The organism is Serratia sp. CY47280, from assembly GCF_052168655.1.
GTDB classification, from domain to species: Bacteria; Pseudomonadota; Gammaproteobacteria; order Enterobacterales; family Enterobacteriaceae; genus Serratia; species Serratia bockelmannii.
The window spans coordinates 1-16,289 of record NZ_JBJNMG010000007.1; the positions used below are offsets into that span (position 1 = coordinate 1).

The window sequence follows — 16,289 nt, forward strand, 5'->3', positions numbered from 1 at the left end:
GCGGCAATAGCGCGGTGGTCCCACCTGACCCCATGCCGAACTCAGAAGTGAAACGCCGTAGCGCCGATGGTAGTGTGGGGTCTCCCCATGCGAGAGTAGGACACTGCCAGGCATCAAATTAAGCGTGCTGATATGGCTCAGTTGGTAGAGCGCACCCTTGGTAAGGGTGAGGTCCCCAGTTCGACTCTGGGTATCAGCACCACTTTATTTAAAGTGGGTTTAGAAGTTCGGCAGAAAAAAGAATTTGCTTGGCGGCAATAGCGCGGTGGTCCCACCTGACCCCATGCCGAACTCAGAAGTGAAACGCCGTAGCGCCGATGGTAGTGTGGGGTCTCCCCATGCGAGAGTAGGACACTGCCAAGCATCAAATAAAACAACAAGCCTCATGCGAAAGCATGGGGCTTTTTGTTTTGTCTGTTATTTGGTGTTCTGCTCGAACATGGGCATGCGAAAGGCCCGTCGGGAACGGGCCTTAACGCCGCTTGCGGCGGCCCCGCAGGGGAGAGTCTCAGGATGAGACGAATACTGTAGGACACTGCCAAGCACCAAATAAGCCAAGAGGCCATCCGAAAGGATGGCCTTTTTGCTTTCAGCGCCTTTCATCCCCCTGCCATACCCTGGCGCCGCTCGTGCAATGAAACATTTTCACCTTTCCGCCGAATGCTCGACATCGACGGAAAAAAACGCTATCTTCGGGCATCTAGAAGTCTAAACGTATAAATGGATGTGTGAGGGTTAAGCAATGCCGATTCGTGTTCCTGATGAGTTACCTGCGGTCAATTTCTTGCGCGGTGAGAATGTCTTCGTGATGACATCCTCGCGGGCAAAAACACAGGAAATCAGGCCGCTGAAAGTGCTGATCCTCAACCTGATGCCAAAGAAGATCGAAACGGAAAACCAGTTTTTGCGCCTGCTGTCCAACTCGCCGCTGCAGATTGATATCCAGCTGCTGCGTATCGATAGCCGCGAATCGAAGAACACGCCGGCCGAGCATCTGAATAACTTCTATTGTGACTTCGAGGATATCCAGAACGAGAACTTCGATGGTTTGATCGTCACCGGCGCGCCGCTGGGGTTGGTCGATTTCTGCGATGTTGCCTACTGGCCGCAGATCGAGCGCGTGATCGACTGGGCTAAGAACCACGTTACCTCCACGCTGTTCGTGTGCTGGGCGGTACAGGCGGCGTTGAATATTCTGTACGGCATTCCCAAGATGACGCGCGAGGTGAAGCTCTCGGGCGTTTATCCGCACCAAACGCTGCAGCAGCATGCGTTGCTGACGCGCGGCTTCGACGAAAGCTTCCTGGCGCCGCATTCGCGCTATGCCGATTTCCCGACCGAGGTGATTCGCCAATATACCGACTTGGACATCCTGGCCGAATCCGAACAGGCCGGAGCCTACCTATTCGCCAGCAGGGATAAGCGCCTGGCGTTCGTCACCGGCCATCCGGAATACGATACGTTGACCCTGGCAGGAGAGTATTGTCGCGACAACGATGCCGGCCTCGATCCTGCCGTACCGCTCAACTATTTCCCCGATGACAACCCCGCACTGACACCGAAAGCCACCTGGCGCAGCCATGGTCACCTCCTGTTTTCCAACTGGCTCAACTATTACGTCTACCAGATCACACCTTACGATCTGCGCCATATGAATCCGACGCTCGACTGATCTTTTCTGCCTGCCGGCGGCTGAATCGAGGCCGCCGCACTGCTCACCCTCTGCACGATCTTCTTTTTACTCGTCAATTCTCCCAAAAAACCATTGCTTAACAACGCGTTAGTCCGTCTTTGCAATTTTATTGGAACCGATTTCCTTACCTGTTGACCGTGTTGTTTATCCTAACCAATTGATAATAAAGTGTTAATAAAATATTTAATAATAAAATGGAAATGGTTTTTGATTTTTATTTTTTGTTGGGTATTCTTAACGCTATCGGGATGAGATCTGACCAGTTTAGGATCGTTCCATCCGCCCTGATCCACAGTGATTTCTGATGAAAATGCGCCGGTCGCTCGGGCGCAACGATGGGAAGGAGCAAGGTCATGACGCAACAGATAGCAGGCACGGAGTTAAGGTTTACGCAGGGTTTCGCCGCTGCGGAGCGCCAGGTGTTAACGGATGAAGCGGTTGAATTTCTGGCGGAACTGGTGGGGAAATTCACGCCGCGTCGCAATGAGCTGTTGGCGGCGCGTGCCCGCTGGCAACAAAATATCGATCGCGGCGAATTGCCTGGGTTTATTTCGGAAACCAATTCCATTCGTGAAGGAAATTGGCAGATCCGCGGCATTCCGCAAGACCTGCGCGATCGCCGGGTAGAGATCACCGGGCCGGTCGAGCGCAAGATGGTGATCAATGCGTTGAACGCCAACGTAAAAGTGTTTATGGCGGACTTCGAAGACTCGCTGGCGCCAAGCTGGGACAAAGTCATCGACGGTCAAATCAACCTGCACGATGCGGTTAACGGCACCATCTCCTACACCAATGAAGCCGGCAAGATCTACCAGCTGAAACCGAATCCGGCGGTGTTGATCGCTCGCGTGCGCGGCTTGCACCTGCCGGAGAAGCACGTACTGTGGCGTGATGAAGCCATCCCCGGCGGCCTGTTCGATTTCGCGCTGTACTTCTACCACAACTATCGCCAGCTGTTGGCCAAGGGCAGCGGCCCGTATTTCTACCTGCCGAAAACCCAGTCCTGGGAGGAAGCGGCCTGGTGGAGCGATGTCTTCAGCTTTACCGAGGATCGTTTCGATCTGCCGCGCGGCACCATCAAGGCGACCGTGCTGATCGAAACTCTGCCGGCGGTGTTCCAGATGGACGAGATCCTGTATCACCTGCGCGATCACATCGTCGGTCTGAACTGCGGCCGCTGGGATTACATCTTCAGCTACATCAAAACGCTGAAGAACCACGGCGATCGCGTGCTGCCGGATCGTCAGTCGGTAACCATGGAAAAACCTTTCCTCAGCGCCTATTCGCGCCTGTTGATCAAAACCTGTCATAAGCGCGGCGCGTTCGCCATGGGCGGCATGGCGGCGTTTATCCCGAGCAAAGACGCCGAGAAAAATGCCTGGGTGCTGAACAAGGTGCGGGCGGACAAAGAGCTGGAAGCCAACAATGGCCACGACGGCACCTGGGTGGCGCACCCGGGCTTGGCGGACACGGTGATGGAGGTGTTCGGCAACGCATTGGGCGATCGTCAAAACCAGCTGGACGTGCTGCGTGAGCAGGATGCGCCGATCAGCGCCGCACAGCTGCTGGAACCGTGCGACGGCGAACGCACCGAAGCGGGGATGCGCGCCAATATCCGCGTGGCGGTGCAGTACATTGAAGCCTGGATCTCCGGCAACGGCTGCGTACCGATTTACGGTTTGATGGAGGATGCGGCGACGGCGGAGATCTCCCGCACGTCTATCTGGCAGTGGATCCACCACGAGAAGAGCCTGAACGACGGGCGCCCGGTCACCAAGGCGCTGTTCCGCCAGATGCTGCAAGAAGAGATGTTGGTGGTGCGTGAAGAAGTAGGGGAAGCGCGCTTTAACGCCGGCCGGTTCGAAGAGGCGGCGCGCCTGATGGAGCGCATCACCACGCAAGATGAATTAATCGATTTCCTGACGCTGCCCGGCTATGAGCTGCTGGCCTGAATTTTCCCAATCAACCCTACATGACTGAAAGGATAAAAATTATGTCTACCTCTCGCTCTCAACAGATCCAGCAGCTGGAACAGGAATGGAAATCGGCCCGTTGGGAAGGCATTACCCGCCCCTATAGCGCCGAAGACGTGATCAACCTGCGCGGTTCGGTCAACCCGGAATGCACCCTGGCGCAAAACGGCGCCGCCAAACTGTGGGCATTGTTGAACGGCAAGGCGCGCAAAGGCTACGTGAACTGCCTGGGCGCGCTGACCGGCGGCCAGGCGCTGCAGCAGGCCAAAGCCGGCGTCGAGGCCATCTACTTGTCCGGTTGGCAGGTGGCGGCCGACGCCAACAGCGCGGCGGCCATGTACCCTGACCAATCGCTGTATCCGGTGGACTCGGTGCCGAAGGTGGTCGAGCGCATCAACAACACCTTCCGCCGTGCCGATCAGATCCAATGGGCGAACCAGATTGAGCCGGGCAGCAAAGGGTACACCGATTATTTCCTGCCGATCGTCGCCGATGCGGAAGCCGGCTTCGGCGGCGTGTTGAACGCCTTTGAGCTGATGAAAGCGATGATTACCGCCGGCGCCGCCGGGGTGCACTTCGAAGATCAGCTGGCGGCGGTGAAGAAATGCGGCCATATGGGCGGCAAAGTGCTGGTGCCGACGCAAGAAGCGATCCAGAAACTGGTCGCCGCGCGCCTGGCGGCCGACGTGCTCGGCGTGCCGACGCTGGTGATCGCCCGTACCGACGCCGATGCGGCCGACCTGCTGACCTCTGACTGCGATCCGTATGACAGCGCCTTCGTCACTGGCGAGCGTACGGCGGAAGGCTTCTTCCGCACCCATGCCGGCGTCGAACAGGCGATCAGCCGCGGCCTGGCCTATGCCCCTTACGCCGATATGGTGTGGTGCGAAACCTCAACGCCGGATCTGGATGCCGCCCAGCGCTTCGCCGACGCCATCCACGCCAAATATCCAGGCAAGCTGTTGGCCTACAACTGCTCGCCATCGTTCAACTGGAAGAAGAACCTCGACGACCAGACCATCGCCCGCTTCCAGCAGGCGCTGTCGGACATGGGCTACAAGTATCAGTTCATCACGCTGGCGGGCATCCACAGCATGTGGTTCAACATGTTCGACCTGGCGCACGCCTATGCGCAGGGCGAGGGGATGAAACACTACGTCGAGAAGGTGCAGCAGGCGGAGTTCGCCGCGGTGGATCGCGGTTACACCTTCGCGTCGCACCAGCAGGAGGTGGGTACCGGCTACTTCGACAAGGTCACCACCGTCATTCAGGGCGGCGCCTCTTCGGTCACCGCGCTGACCGGTTCGACGGAAGAACAGCAGTTCTGATGCGGCAAGCTTGAAGACGTTTCACCCGGAGCCTGCATGCGCAGGCTTCTTTTTCTGGCGGGGGTAAGGATGGCGGCAAAACTGGAGTTGTTGATCGCACAGACGATCCTGCAGGGCTTCGATGCGCAGTACGGCCGCTTTCTGGAAGTGACCGCCGGCGCGCAGCAGCGCTTCGAGCAGGCGGACTGGCCGGCGGTGCAGCAGGCGATGAAAAAGCGCATCCATCTGTATGACCATCACGTCGGCCTGGTGGTGGAGCAGCTCAAATGCATCACCGGGCAGAAATACTTCGATGCCGACTTCCCCAGCCGGGTTAAAGCGGTTTATATCGACCTGCTGCCGGACTATCCGCGTTTCGAGATCGCCGAAAGCTTCTTTAACTCGGTCTATTGCCGGCTGTTCAAGCACCGCGATCTGACGCCGGACAAGCTGTTCGTCTTCAGTTCGCAGCCGGAACGGCGCTTTCGCGACATACCGCGTCCGCTGGCGCGCGATTTTACCCCCAATGGCGATCTGCCGGCGATGCTGCGCAGCGTGCTGAGCGATCTGCCGCTGCGGCTGCCGTGGGAGGACTTGGCACGCGATATTCGCGACATCACTCAGGCGCTGCAACGCGCCTTCAGCGCACCGCAGCTGGCGGGCGCAACCTTCCAGATAGCCAACGAACTGTTCTATCGCAACAAGGCCGCCTGGCTGGTCGGCAAGCTGCGCCTGGCCGACGGTGTTTATCCGTTCTTGCTCCCGATCCACCACAGCGAGTCGGGCGCGCTGTTTATCGATGCCTGCCTGACCGGCAAGGCCGAGGCCAGCATTGTCTTCGGCTTCGCCCGCTCTTATTTCATGGTCTACGCGCCGCTGCCGGCGGCGATGGTGGAGTGGCTGCGCGAGATCCTGCCGGGCAAAACCACCGCCGAGCTGTACATGGCGATCGGCTGCCAAAAACACGGCAAAACCGAATGCTATCGCGAATACCTGACCTTTATGGCGCAGTCGCAGGAGCAATTTATCATCGCACCGGGGGTGAAGGGCATGGTGATGCTGGTGTTCACCCTGCCATCCTTCGATCGGGTGTTTAAAGTGATCAAAGACGAATTCGCCCCGCAAAAAGAGGTGACGCAGGCGCAGGTGATGGCTTGCTATCAGCTGGTGAAAGAGCACGATCGCGTCGGGCGCATGGCGGATACCCAGGAGTACGAGAATTTCGTCGTCGACAAGGCGCGTCTCAGCCCTGAGCTGTTGGCGGAGCTTCGGCGCGAAGTGCCGGACAAGCTGGAAGATCTCGGCGATCGCATCGTGATCAAACACCTGTATATGGAACGGCGCATGACGCCGCTGAACCTGTATCTGGAGCAGGCCAACGACCAGCAAATGCGCGATGCGATTGAAGAGTACGGCAACGCGATCAAGCAGTTGGCCGCCGCCAATATTTTCCCCGGCGATATGCTGTTCAAGAACTTCGGCGTGACGCGCCACGGGCGGGTGGTGTTCTACGACTACGACGAAATTTGCTACATGACCGAGGTCAACTTCCGCGACATTCCGCCGCCGCGTTATCCGGAGGACGAGCTGGCCAGCGAGCCGTGGTACAGCATCGCGCCCAACGATGTGTTCCCGGAAGAGTTCCGCCACTTCCTGTGCGGCGATCGGCGCATTCGGCAGGTGTTTGAAGAGTTGCACAGCGATCTGTTTACCGCGGAGTATTGGCGCGGGTTGCAGCAGCGCATCCGCGAAGGGCATGTGGAAGACGTATTTGCTTATCGCAAGAAGCAGCGGTTCAGCCAGCGCAGCGGGGCGGCGCTGCCGGCCGCCACCGCTGCGATGTAAATCAGGCCTGGGCGCCCGCGACGGCGGCGCGCGCCAGTTCGGTAATGCGCGCGTAGTCGCCGCTTTCGAGTGCGTCCGCCGGCACCAGCCAGGAGCCGCCGATGCACAGCACGCTTTTCAGCGCCAGATAGCTGCGGTAATTGTCCGGCGAGATGCCGCCGGTCGGGCAGAAACGCACCTGCGGGAACGGGCCGCCGATCGCCTGCAGCGCTTTTACGCCGCCGTTGGCTTCCGCCGGGAAGAATTTAAATTCGCGCAGGCCGTAATCCATGCCCTGCATCAGTTCGGAAACGGTGCTGATGCCCGGAATCAGCGGAATGGACCCGGCGGTGGCCGCCTTGAGCAGCTCGTCGGTCAATCCTGGGCTGATGGCGAACTGCGCGCCGGCCTCGGTCACTTCCCGCAGCTGCTGCGGATTGATCACCGTACCGGCGCCGATGATCGCTTCCGGCACCTCTTGGGCGATGGCGCGAATGGCGTCCATGGCGCAGGCGGTGCGCAGCGTCACCTCCAGCACCCGCACGCCGCCGGCGACCAGCGCTTTCGCCAACGGCACCGCATGTTCCAGCTTGTTGATCACGATGACCGGCACCACCGGCCCCGCCGTCAGGATCTGCTCGGCGCTTGTTGTCCACTTGTTCATGCTGACGTTCTCCTCTGTGGCCGCCGCCAGGCGGCGATGCGGCCAGGCTATCGATTAAAATTTGATGCAGCAGGCGCCCTGCTCGGCGCCTGACAGCTGGCTGCGCAGCGCGCCGAACAGCTCGCGGCCGCAGCCGATGTGTTCCGCGCTCAGATCGGGTTGGCATGGCGTGCGCCGCGCCAGCTCGTCGGCGTCGACCAGCACCTGCAGCTCGCCGCTGCGGCCGTTGACGCGGATCGGATCGCCGTCGCGCACTTTCGCCAGCAGGCCGCCGCTATAGGCTTCCGGGGTGACGTGGATGGCGGAAGGCACCTTGCCGGAGGCGCCGGACAGGCGGCCGTCGGTCACCAGCGCCACTTTGAAACCGCGATCCATCAGCACACCCAGCGGCGGCATCAGCTTGTGCAGCTCCGGCATGCCGTTGGCCTGCGGCCCCTGGAAGCGCACCACCACCACGCAATCGCGATCCAGCTTGCCGGCTTCGAACGCCGGCACGATATCGTGCTGGCTGTCGAACACCACCGCCGGCGCTTCGATGATCTGGTTATCGGCGGGCACCGCCGAGGTTTTCATCACCGCGCGGCCCAGATTGCCGGCCATCACTTTGGTGCCGCCATGATGTTCGAACGGCTGGGCCACGCTGGCGATCACGCTGGCGTCGAGCGAGCCGGCCACGCCTTCGCGCCATACCAATTGGCCGTTGTCCAGCCACGGTTCCTGGGTGTAGCGGTGCAGGCCGAAACCGGCCACGGTGTGCACGTCTTCGTGCAGCAGGCCGTGTTGCAGCAGCTCGCGCACCACCAGCGGCACGCCGCCGGCGGCCTGGAATTGGTTGATGTCGGCCGGGCCGTTCGGGTAGATGCGGCACAGCAGCGGCACCGCCTCCGACAGCTCCGAGAAATCGTCCCAGGTGATGATGATGCCCGCCGCCCGCGCCATCGCCACCAGATGCATGGTCAGGTTGGTGGAGCCGCCGGTGGCCAGCAGCGAGACGATGCCGTTCACCACCACTTTCTCGTCCACCAGGCAGCCGATCGGCAGGTAGTTGCCGGCGGTATCGGTCAGTCGGGTCACCTGGCGCGCGGCGGCGTCGTTCAGCGCGTCGCGCAGCGGCGTGTCCGGATGGACGAAGGAGGCGCCCGGCAGATGCAGACCCATCACTTCCATCACCATCTGGTTGGTGTTGGCGGTGCCATAGAAGGTGCAGGTGCCGATGCCGTGATAAGAGGCCGCCTCGGCCTCCAGCAGCGCCAAACGGTCGGCCTTGCCCTCGGCGTACAGCTGGCGCACGCGCACTTTTTCCTTGTTCGGCAGGCCGCTGCTCATCGGGCCGGCCGGCACGAACAGCGCGGGCAGGTGGCCGAAGGAGAGGGCGGCCATCACCAGCCCCGGCACGATCTTGTCGCAGATGCCGAGGAACAGCGCGCCGTCGAACATATTGTGCGACAGGCCGACGGCGGCCGACATGGCGATCACGTCACGGCTCATCAGCGACAGCTCCATGCCGTCCTGCCCCTGCGTCACGCCGTCGCACATCGCCGGCACGCCGCCGGCCACCTGGCCCACGGCGCCGACCGCTTTCAGCGCCTGCTTCAGCCGCTGCGGGTAGTGTTCGTACGGCTGGTGGGCCGACAGCATGTCGTTATAGGCGGTGATGATGGCGATATCGCTGCGCACCATGTTTTTCAGCGACGCCTTGTCATCAGGCTGACAGGCGGCGAAGCCGTGGGCCAGGTTGCCGCAGGCGAGCTGCGCGCGGTGGACGGTTTGGGCGCGGGCCGCCTCGATACGCGCCAGATAGGCGGCGCGGCTGGCCTGGGAACGGTCGATGATGCGCTGTGTGACACGGGACAAGGTTGGATTAATCATGCCTTCCTCACATTGCTGTTGTTATAGTCGCCGCCTGTGGCGGTGCCCCCGGGGGTGATTTGCAGCCCTGGTGTGCAAGGCCGGGGGCGATTCAGGATTTAAAACATCGTGAATGCAATCATGCCGATGGCGCCGCCGACGCTGCCCAGAAGGGTTTCCATCACCGTCCAGGTTTTCAGCGTTTGCAGTTCGTTGGCGCCGGTGAATTTGCCGAACAGCCAGAAACCGGCGTCGTTGACGTGGCTCAGCACGATGGAGCCACCGGCGATGCAGATGGCCAGCGCGGCCAACTGCCCGCCGTTCAGCCCGAGCTGGCTGGTGACCGGCAGCACCAGACCGACGGTGGTCAGGCAGGCGACGGTGGCCGAGCCCTGGATCACCCGCACCATGGCGGACAACGCAAAAGCGGCCACGGCGATGGGCAGGCCGGCGCCGATCATGGCGTCACCGAGCGCCGGCCCTACACCGGAATCCACCAGGATCTGCTTGAACACCCCGCCGGCGCCGGTCATCAGCAGGATGATCCCGGCCGGCTGCACCGCGGCGGAGCAGATGGCCAGGGTCTGTTCGTTGCTCATGCCGCGCGGTTTCGCCAGACCGTAAATCACGATCAGGCAGGCCAGCAGAATGGCGGTGAACGGGTGACCGATAAACTCCAGCCACTGCTGCAGCTGCGAGCCGGGAGTGACCAGCCGCGCGCCGATAGTCTTCATGCCGACCAGTACCAGCGGGCACAGCACCAGCGCCAGGCTGAAGCCGAACGACGGCAGATTGCCCTTGGTCAGCGTCGGCTCGTTCTCTTCCGGCGGCATTGGCCAGTTGACGAAGCGGCTGATAAAGCTGCCGTAAAGCGGGCCGGCGATCAGCATGCCGAGCACGGCCGCCACCAGGCCGATGGCGATCATCCAGCCGAAATCGGCCTTCATCTGCGATGCCAGCAGCATCGGCACCGGCCCCGGCAGCAGGAAGGAGGCGGCAGCGGCCACACCGGCGAACAGCGGGATGGCCAGCTTGACGATATTGCCGTCGGTGCGGCGCGCCACGGCGAACACGATGCCGATCAGCAGCACCACCGCCACGTCGAAGAACAGCGGCAGCGCGCAGATCAGGCCGGCGATGCCGAGCGCGTAGTGCGCCTTGCTTTGTCCGAATCGTTTCAGCAATTGCGCCGCAATTTGATCGAGCGCGCCGACCTCATGCAGGATCTTGCCGAACATCGCCCCGAGCGCCACCACGATCGCCAGGAAGCCCAGCGTGTCGCCCATGCCTTTTTGCATGGTGTCGGCGATGTGTTCCAGCGGCATGCCGGAGAAAATGCCGGCGGCGATGGACACCAGCATCAGCGCGACGAAGGCGTGCATGCGCGCTTTCATCACCAGGAATAACAGCAGTAAAACCGAGCCGACTGCGGTACCGACCAGCGTTACGGTACTCACGCGCACACGTCCTGCGGCAGGAAGCTCTGGATATGGCGCACGGTATCGGCGATCACCGCGTCCAGCGGCTGATTGATGTCGATCGCCATCACGTCGTTCTCGTCGGCGCCCGGTTGCTCCAGCGCGGCGAACTGGGTGACCAGCATCTGCGGCTTGAAGAAGTGGCCGTTGCGCGCCGCCAGGCGGGATTCGATCACCGGGAACTCACCGTGCAGATAGATGAATGACAGGTTGCCGTTGCCGGCGCGCAGGCGGTCGCGATACTGCTTTTTCAACGCCGAACAGACGATGATCGACACGTTGTTGGTGCGCTGCATGGCGAAGGCGGCGTCGTTGAGCGCGGCCAGCCACGGCGCGCGATCGTCGTCGTTCAACGCCTCGCCGGCGGCCATCTTCAGGATATTGCTGCGCGGGTGCAGGAAGTCGCCGTCGAGGAAGCCGGCGGAGAGTTGGCGGGCCGCGGCGGCGGCGACGGCGGACTTGCCGCTGCCGGAAACGCCCATAACGACGTAAATGCGATTTTGATTGTTGGTCATGGTTTGGCTCCAAAACACCGGGTGACGTTACCTTCGTTCAGTCTGATTGTTACCGGTAACATGTTATCGGTAACATTGTCGAAGGAAGTTTGAGCGGTTGCAATGGGCTTTCGCCGTGAGGATCGTTAACTGTGATCGGCTTCAAGCTTTTTGCCTGTGCGCTAAACAGGATGCCGACAGCCTGTTACATGCTGACAACAGAGCATGGCAGGGGAGCAGGGGCGCGCTGGGGCGCCCCTCGGATGGGCGGGATTAGCGCACGCCGCCGTAGGCCAGGCTGATCTCTTTCGCCGCGTGGATCACCAGCGCGCCCAGCTCGATCACGCGATCGTCGGTGATGCGCGACACCGGGCCGGAGATGGAAATGGCGGCGAAGGCTTCGCGGTGCTCGTCGAAGATGCAGGCCGCCACGCAGCGCAGGCCGAGCGCGTGCTCTTCGTCGTCAAAGGAGAAGCCCTGTTTGCGGATCTGCGCCAGCCCCTCTTTCAGGTTGTGTGGCGTCAGGGTATGCGGCGTGTAGGTGTGCATGCCTTTCTTGTGCAGCAGTTTGGTCACCTGATCGTCCGGCAGGGTGGCGAGGAACGCTTTGCCGGCGCCGGAGGCGTGCATCGGCAGTTTGCCGCCGATCGGCGCCGACATGCGCATCAGCGCCGTGCACTGCACCTGATCGATGATGATCGCCTGGTACTCGCTGGTATCCAGCACCGCCAGGTTGACGGTTTCGCCGGACTCCTCCATCAGGTGGCGCAGAGTCGGATGCACCATCGCCAGCAGGTTGCGGCTTTGCAGGAAGCTGCTGCCGACCACAAAGGCGTGCGAGCCGATGGTCCACAGGCCGAGATCGCCGACCTGGCGCACGAATCCCTGCTGCTGCATGGTGGTGAGCAGGCGGTGAGTGGTGGAGTTCGGCAGGCCGGCCTGCTGGGCCAGATCGGTCAGCGCCACGTTGCCCTGGGCTTCCGAAATGTATTCCAACAGTTTCAGGCCACGGGTCAACGATTGTACCTGACCGGTCGCCGCACTGGCGGCGGGGGCTGCTGCGCGGGGCTTCTTGCCGCGCTTGGCGGGAGCAGGGGTGGCCATGGGTGAGATTCCTTTTTCCGTATGATGGAATTCATTTTCGTTTTTTGTCGATGAATTGCAAGCCGCCGTCAGCTCATCGGAGGTGTTGGCGCACAACCTGAAAAACTCTCAATTGTCGCCTGGCCCTTTGTCCTTACAAGCTGTGCTAGGATGACTCGTTGGTTTTTGCGGCAGTTGAGCAATGGGCTGGATGGCAATGGAAGGGGTTACAGTGACGAATCGAGTAGAACAACTGCGCCGCCAGTTAGCGCAGCGCATTTTGGTGTTGGACGGCGGCATGGGCACCATGATCCAGAGCTACCGTCTGGATGAGCGCGATTTCCGCGGTGAGCGTTTCGCCGACTGGCGCAGCGATCTGAAAGGCAATAACGATCTGCTGGTGCTGACCAAGCCGGAAGTGATCACCGCCATTCATTACGCCTATCTTGAGGCGGGCGCCGATATCCTTGAGACCAATACCTTCAACTCCACCTCCATCGCCATGGCCGACTACCACATGGAGTCGCTGTCCGCCGAGATTAACTATCAGGCCGCCTGTCTGGCGCGCGCCTGCGCCGACGAATGGACGGCGCGCACGCCGGAAAAACCGCGCTACGTCGCCGGGGTGTTGGGGCCGACCAACCGCACTGCGTCCATCTCGCCGAACGTCAACGATCCGGCGTTCCGCAACATCTCGTTCGATGAACTGGTGGCGGCTTACCGCGAATCGACTCGCGCGCTGGTGGAAGGCGGCGTCGATCTGATCATGATCGAAACCATCTTCGACACCCTGAACGCCAAGGCCGCTGCTTTTGCGGTGGAAACCGAATTCGAAGCGCTGGGGGTGGAACTGCCGATCATGATTTCCGGCACCATCACCGACGCCTCCGGCCGCACCCTGTCCGGCCAGACCACCGAAGCGTTTTACAATTCGCTGCGCCACGTCAAGCCGCTGACCTTCGGCCTGAACTGCGCCCTGGGCCCGGACGAGCTGCGCCAGTACGTCGCCGAGCTGGCGCGCATCTCGGAGACCTACGTCACCGCGCACCCGAACGCCGGTTTGCCGAACGCCTTCGGCGAATACGATCTGGATGCGGCCGAGATGGCGCGCCAGGTCGGGGAGTGGGCGCAGGCCGGCTTTCTCAATATCATCGGCGGATGCTGCGGCACCACGCCGGAACATATCGCCGCGATGGCCAAGGCGGTCGAGGGCGTGCCGCCGCGCCGGCTGCCGGAGCTCCCGGTCGCCTGCCGCCTGGCCGGTCTGGAGCCGCTGACCATCGACGCCAACACCCTGTTCGTCAACGTCGGCGAGCGCACCAACGTCACCGGTTCGGCGCGCTTCAAGCGCCTGATCAAAGAAGAGAAATACAACGAGGCGCTCGACGTGGCGCGTCAGCAGGTCGAGAGCGGCGCGCAGATCATCGACATCAACATGGACGAGGGGATGCTCGAAGCCGAAGCGGCGATGGTGCGCTTCCTCAACCTGATCGCCGGCGAGCCGGATATCGCTCGGGTGCCGATCATGATCGACTCCTCCAAGTGGTCCGTTATCGAGAAAGGCCTGAAGTGCATTCAGGGCAAGGGCATCGTCAACTCGATCTCGATGAAGGAGGGCGAAGAAGCCTTTATCCATCACGCCAAACTGGTGCGCCGCTACGGCGCCGCGGTGGTGGTGATGGCGTTCGACGAAGTGGGCCAGGCGGACACCCGCGAGCGCAAGTTCGAGATCTGCCGCCGCGCCTATAAAATTTTGACCGAACGCGTTGGCTTCCCGCCGGAAGACATCATTTTCGACCCGAACATCTTCGCCGTCGCCACCGGCATCGAAGAGCACAACAACTACGCCGTCGACTTTATCGAAGCCTGCGCCGACATCAAAACCCACCTGCCGCACGCGATGATCTCCGGCGGGGTGTCCAACGTGTCGTTCTCGTTCCGCGGCAACGATCCGGTGCGTGAAGCGATCCATGCGGTGTTCCTGTATCACGCCATTCGCAACGGCATGGACATGGGCATCGTCAACGCCGGGCAGTTGGCGATTTACGACGATCTGCCTACTGAGCTGCGCGAGGCGGTAGAAGACGTGATCCTCAACCGTCGCGAGGACGGCACCGAACGCCTGCTGGAGCTGGCGGAAAAGTACCGCGGCAGCAAAGACGGCGAAGCGGCGGTGCAGCAGGCGGAGTGGCGCGGCTGGCCGGTGGAGAAGCGGCTGGAATACTCGCTGGTGAAGGGCATCACCGAGTTTATCGAGCTGGACACCGAAGAAGCGCGGCAGCAGGCCGAACGCCCAATCGAAGTGATCGAAGGGCCGCTGATGGCCGGGATGAACGTGGTCGGCGATCTGTTTGGCGAGGGCAAGATGTTCCTGCCGCAGGTGGTGAAATCCGCCCGCGTGATGAAGCAGGCGGTGGCCTACCTGGAACCGTACATCGAGGCCAGCAAGCAGCAAGGCACCTCCGCGGGGAAAATCCTGTTGGCGACGGTGAAGGGCGACGTGCACGACATCGGCAAGAACATCGTCGGCGTGGTGCTGCAGTGCAACAATTATGAAATCGTCGATCTTGGCGTGATGGTACCGACGGAGAAAATCCTGCGCACCGCGCGCGAGGAGAACGTCGACATCATCGGCCTGTCGGGGCTGATCACGCCGTCGCTCGACGAGATGGTCAACGTGGCCAAAGAGATGGAGCGCCAGGGCTTTACGCTGCCGCTGCTGATCGGCGGCGCCACCACCTCCAAGGCGCACACCGCGGTGAAAATCGAGCAGAACTACAGCGGCCCGACCACCTACGTGCAGAACGCCTCGCGCACCGTGGGCGTGGTGTCGGCACTGCTGTCCGCCACCCAGCGCGACGAGTTTGTGGCGCGCACCCGCAAAGAATATGAAACGGTGCGCATCCAGCACGCGCGCAAAAAACCGCGCACGCCGCCGGTCGATTTGCAGAAGGCGCGCGCCAACGCCATGGCGCTGGACTGGGTAGATTATCAGCCGCCGGCGCCGCGGCAGCTCGGCGTGTTTCCGGTGGCGGCCGGCATCGAGACGCTGCGCCACTACATCGACTGGACGCCGTTCTTCATGACCTGGTCGCTGGCGGGCAAATACCCGCGCATCCTGGAGGATGAGGTGGTGGGGGAAGAGGCCAAGCGCCTGTTCCACGACGCCAATCAGATGCTGGATCGGCTGGCCGCCGAGCGCAGCCTCAACCCGCGTGGCGTTTACGGCCTGTTCCCGGCCAACCGCGTCGGCGACGACGTGGAAGTGTACCGCGACGAACGGCGCGGCGAGGTGCTGGCGGTGAGCCGCCATCTGCGTCAGCAGACGGAAAAAACCGACTTCCCGAACTACTGCCTGGCGGACTTCGTGGCGCCGAAAAGCAGCGGCAAGGCCGACTACTTCGGCGCCTTCGCGGTGACCGGCGGGCTGGAGGAAGACGCGCTGGCGGCGGCGTACGACGCGCAGCACGACGATTACAACAAAATCATGGTCAAGGCGTTGGCGGATCGTTTGGCGGAGGCCTTCGCCGAATACCTGCATGAGCAGGTGCGCAAGTTGCACTGGGGCTATGCCGCCGACGAGAGCCTGAGCAACGAGGAACTGATCCGCGAGAACTATCAGGGCATCCGGCCGGCGCCGGGCTACCCGGCCTGCCCGGAGCACACCGAAAAAGCGACCATCTGGCAGCTGCTGGACGTCAACCGCCACACCGGCATGGAACTGACGGAGTCCTTCGCTATGTGGCCGGGAGCGGCGGTATCCGGCTGGTACTTCAGCCATCCTGAGAGCAAGTACTTCGCGGTGGCGCAGATCCAGCGCGATCAGGTGGAAGACTACGCGGCGCGTAAAGGGATGAGCGTGAGCGAGGTCGAGCGCTGGCTGGCGCCAAACCTCGGCTACGACGCCGACTGACTTTCCTCTTCA

The 16,289-nt window shown here is 61.7% G+C and carries 10 protein-coding genes, 1 tRNA gene and 2 rRNA genes; 8 read left to right on the forward strand and 5 right to left on the reverse strand.

Annotation, left to right across the window (positions count from 1 at the left end; genetic code table 11):
• From rrf (ACJ8J4_RS20860) to aceK, 7 genes are all read left to right on the forward strand, one after another.
• Window positions 1–112, forward strand: a 5S ribosomal RNA gene (rrf, locus tag ACJ8J4_RS20860); the annotation flags it as partial.
• 14 nt (window positions 113–126) lie between these two features.
• Window positions 127–202, forward strand: a tRNA-Thr gene (locus ACJ8J4_RS20865).
• Between the two features lie 45 nt (window positions 203–247).
• A 5S ribosomal RNA gene (gene rrf / locus ACJ8J4_RS20870) occupies window positions 248–363 on the forward strand.
• 379 nt (window positions 364–742) lie between these two features.
• Complete coding sequence (gene metA, locus ACJ8J4_RS20875; protein ID WP_043139603.1) at window positions 743–1,672, forward strand: homoserine O-acetyltransferase MetA; 930 nt, start codon at window positions 743–745, stop codon at window positions 1,670–1,672.
• 374 nt (window positions 1,673–2,046) lie between these two features.
• A complete protein-coding gene (gene aceB / locus ACJ8J4_RS20880; protein ID WP_042785479.1) occupies window positions 2,047–3,645 on the forward strand; it encodes a malate synthase A in 1,599 nt (532 codons plus the stop codon).
• Between the two features lie 41 nt (window positions 3,646–3,686).
• A complete protein-coding gene (gene aceA, locus ACJ8J4_RS20885) occupies window positions 3,687–4,994 on the forward strand; it encodes an isocitrate lyase (RefSeq protein WP_025304483.1) in 1,308 nt (435 codons plus the stop codon).
• A gap of 69 nt (window positions 4,995–5,063) precedes the next feature.
• Window positions 5,064–6,818, forward strand: a complete 1,755-nt coding sequence (gene aceK / locus ACJ8J4_RS20890; RefSeq protein WP_043139613.1) for a bifunctional isocitrate dehydrogenase kinase/phosphatase — start codon at window positions 5,064–5,066, stop codon at window positions 6,816–6,818.
• Window position 6,819: 1 nt separating this feature from the next.
• On the opposite strand, the gene ACJ8J4_RS20895 is transcribed toward aceK, so the two are convergent.
• From ACJ8J4_RS20895 to iclR, 5 genes are all read right to left on the reverse strand, one after another.
• A complete protein-coding gene (locus tag ACJ8J4_RS20895; RefSeq protein WP_025304481.1) occupies window positions 6,820–7,461 on the reverse strand; it encodes a bifunctional 4-hydroxy-2-oxoglutarate aldolase/2-dehydro-3-deoxy-phosphogluconate aldolase in 642 nt (213 codons plus the stop codon).
• Between the two features lie 54 nt (window positions 7,462–7,515).
• Window positions 7,516–9,330, reverse strand: a complete 1,815-nt coding sequence (edd, locus tag ACJ8J4_RS20900; RefSeq protein ID WP_043139616.1) for a phosphogluconate dehydratase — start codon at window positions 9,328–9,330, stop codon at window positions 7,516–7,518.
• 98 nt (window positions 9,331–9,428) lie between these two features.
• On the reverse strand, window positions 9,429–10,766 hold the full coding sequence (gene gntU, locus ACJ8J4_RS20905; RefSeq protein ID WP_043139712.1) for a gluconate transporter: 1,338 nt from the start codon (window positions 10,764–10,766) through the stop codon (window positions 9,429–9,431).
• Window positions 10,763–11,302 carry a gluconokinase gene (gene gntK, locus ACJ8J4_RS20910; protein WP_004936645.1) on the reverse strand — a complete coding sequence of 180 codons (540 nt, stop codon included), beginning with the start codon at window positions 11,300–11,302 and terminating at the stop codon, window positions 10,763–10,765. The genes gntU and gntK overlap by 4 nt, the downstream gene beginning before the upstream one ends.
• Window positions 11,303–11,554: 252 nt before the next feature.
• Entirely contained in the window at window positions 11,555–12,385 is an 831-nt protein-coding gene (gene iclR, locus ACJ8J4_RS20915) for a glyoxylate bypass operon transcriptional repressor IclR (RefSeq protein ID WP_043139619.1), read from the reverse strand.
• 196 nt (window positions 12,386–12,581) lie between these two features.
• On the opposite strand from iclR, the gene metH reads away from it, so the two are divergent.
• Window positions 12,582–16,277: a methionine synthase gene (gene metH / locus ACJ8J4_RS20920; protein ID WP_152561303.1), complete on the forward strand. Its 3,696-nt coding sequence runs from the start codon at window positions 12,582–12,584 to the stop codon at window positions 16,275–16,277.
• Window positions 16,278–16,289 lie beyond the last annotated feature (12 nt).